Raw genomic sequence first — 1,152 nt, 5'->3', positions numbered from 1 at the left:
AGGCACGATGGTGCGCTTGAGCCGGTTGTTGTTGTCGTACTCGAACCGGGTGACGCGGCAGTTGCCGTCCGCCGGCTGCGGCGTACTGCCGTCGGCCGGCAGGCCCACCGCAGTGGCGTAGACCCGCTGCTCGCTCACGTTGCCGGCGCCGTCGTAGGCCCAGGTGGTAACGTAGCCGTCGCCGTTGCGCTCGCGCACCTTGCGGTTCTGGCTGTCGTAGGTGCTGCGGGTGACGTTGCCGTTGGCGTCGATGAACTCGACCAGGTTACCGGCCGCGTCGTAGCGCCGGGTTTCGGTCGGGCTGACATTGTTCTGCACGCCTTTGTCCAGCGTGTAGATGGTCACCGCGTCGCCGCTCTGGCTGATCAGGCGGTTCAGGCTGTCGTAGCGGTAGCGGGTGCGGCGCTGTTCCGGCTGCCCTTCGGCTTCCACTTGCAGGGTGCGGTTGCCGAAGCCGTCGTACTCAAAGCGCTTGACGCTGAGGACCGTCGCGCCGTCTCGGCCGGTTTCTTTCAGCACATGGCCGGCGGCATCGTAGTCGTAGCTGAACACCGCGCCCAGCTGGTTGGTGTACGTCGCCTTGTTGCCGAAGGCGTCGTACGTCATCGTCTCGACGCCGCCTTCGGCGTCGGTGATCTGGGTCTGCCGGCCCAGCGCATCGTAGTCGACCCGGCTGACGGCGTCGCGCTTGGCGTCGGCAGCTACGGTCGGCAGGACGCCGATCTGCAGCGTGGACGCATCGACGGCGTTGGCGTAGCGGGTGATGGCGCGGGCGTTGCCGAGGGCGTCGTAGTCGGTGCGGGTGGCACCGCCTTCCGGATCCACCTGCAGGATGCGGCGGCCCAGCGCGTCGAAGTAGAAGTAGCCGGCGTTGCCCCGCGGGTCGGTGATTTTGACGGCGTTGCCGAAGGCGTCGTAGTCGGTGACGGTGGCGTCGCCCTCGCCGTGGGTTTCCTTGTGCACGCGGCCCAGCGCGTCGAACTCGCGCGTCGTGAGGTGGTTGTTGCCATCCCACTCCTTGACCCGGTTGCCGTAGGCGTCCAGTTCATAGCGGACGGTCTGGATGCCGTTTTTGGATACCGCGGTCAGACGACCGGCGTTGTCGTAATCATTGTGCGTGGTTTGATCCGCCGCCGAACTCAGCAGCCGCTG

General features: G+C 66.7%; 1 protein-coding gene. It reads right to left on the bottom strand.

The genetic code is table 11. The features are described from left to right. On the bottom strand, positions 1 to 1,152 hold a 1,152-nt coding region (locus VA599_RS24110), incomplete at both ends, for a hypothetical protein (RefSeq protein ID WP_346791021.1).

This window comes from Chromobacterium indicum (genome assembly GCF_039708975.1).
Lineage (GTDB): Bacteria > Pseudomonadota > Gammaproteobacteria > Burkholderiales > Chromobacteriaceae > Chromobacterium > Chromobacterium piscinae.
Note: the sequence above shows the minus strand (reverse complement) of the source record. Positions and strands in the feature narration are given on the sequence as shown.